Below are 1,455 nucleotides of genomic sequence, written 5' to 3'. Positions count from 1 at the left end.
GTGCGCAGGTTCACGTTCACCGGCACGCTCGCGTCCTTCAGCGTCAGGTGCGCCGGCTGGTTCTCCTCGTGGTTCGTGTTCGAGATGAACACCGACGACAGCCGGTCGAACGTCAGCTTGCCGTCCGGCTTCGGATACGCGATCGGCTCGCACTGCGACGCCGGCTTCAGCATCTCGTGGTCCGCGTGCTGGTGATGCAGCGTCCACGGCACGTTGCCGCCCATCACCTTCTGCTCGAGCCCCACCATCAGCGTGCCCAGGTACAGGCCCTTGGCCATCCACTGCTTGAAGTTGCGCGCGCGGTACAGCTCCGTGTACAGCCACGATTGCTTGAACGCGTCCGGGTACGCATTGAGCTCGTCCGACTGGCGGCCGGCCTGCACCGCGTCGAATGCGGCGTCCGCTGCCAGCATGCCGGTCTTGATCGCCGCGTGGCTGCCCTTGATCCGCGACGCGTTCAGGAAGCCCGCGTCGTCGCCGATCAGCGCGCCGCCCGGGAACACCGTCTTCGGCAGCGACAGCAGGCCGCCCGCCGTGATCGCGCGTGCGCCGTACGACACGCGCTTGCCGCCTTCGAGGAACGCGCGGATCGACGGATGCGTCTTGTAGCGCTGGAATTCCTCGAACGGCGACAGGTACGGGTTCGTGTAGCCCAGGCCCACCACGAAGCCGACCACCACCTGGTTGTTGTCCATGTGATACAGGAACGAGCCGCCGTACGTGTCGGACTTCAGCGGCCAGCCGGCCGTGTGGATCACGAGGCCCGGCTTGTGCTTGGCCGGGTCGATTTCCCACAGTTCCTTGATGCCGATCCCGTACGCCTGCGGATCGGCGTTCGCGTCGAGCTTGAACTTCGAGATCAGCTGGCGGCCGAGGTGGCCGCGGCAGCCTTCGGCGAACAGCGTGTACTTCGCATGCAGCTCCATGCCGAGCTGGAAGTTCTCGGTCGGCTCGCCGTCCTTGCCCACGCCCATGTTGCCGGTGGCGACGCCTTTGACCGAACCGTCGTCGTTGTAAAGAATTTCCGCGGCGGGGAAGCCGGGGAAGATCTCCACACCGAGCGCCTCGGCCTGTGCCCCAAGCCAGCGCGTGACGTTGCCGAGCGAAATCACGTAGTTGCCGTGGTTCTTGAAGTTGTCCGGCAGCGCCCAGTTCGGCGTGGTCACCGCGCTCTTCTCGGACAGGAACAGGAAACGGTCTTCCGTCACCTCGACGTCGAGCGGTGCGCCGCGCTCCTTCCAGTCGGGAAACAGCTCGGTGATCGCGCGCGGGTCCATCACCGCGCCCGACAGGATGTGCGCGCCGATCTCGGAACCCTTCTCGAGCACGCACACGCCGATCTCGGTGCCTTTCTCGGCGGCCAGCTGCTTGAGCCGGATCGCGGCAGACAGCCCGGCCGGGCCGCCGCCGACGATCACGACGTCGTATTCCATCGATTCGCGCGGGCCGTATTGC

The 1,455-nt window shown here is 66.2% G+C and carries 1 protein-coding gene; it reads right to left on the bottom strand.

Annotation, left to right across the window (positions count from 1 at the left end):
• Nucleotides 1–1,455: electron transfer flavoprotein-ubiquinone oxidoreductase (locus H3O04_RS35325; RefSeq protein ID WP_202589514.1), on the bottom strand; the 1,455-nt coding region annotated here is incomplete at both ends.

The sequence above is a fragment of the Burkholderia sp. KCJ3K979 genome, assembly GCF_016759955.1.
Classification (GTDB): Bacteria; Pseudomonadota; Gammaproteobacteria; order Burkholderiales; family Burkholderiaceae; genus Burkholderia; species Burkholderia orbicola.
This window is presented reverse-complemented; position numbering and strand designations above follow the sequence as displayed.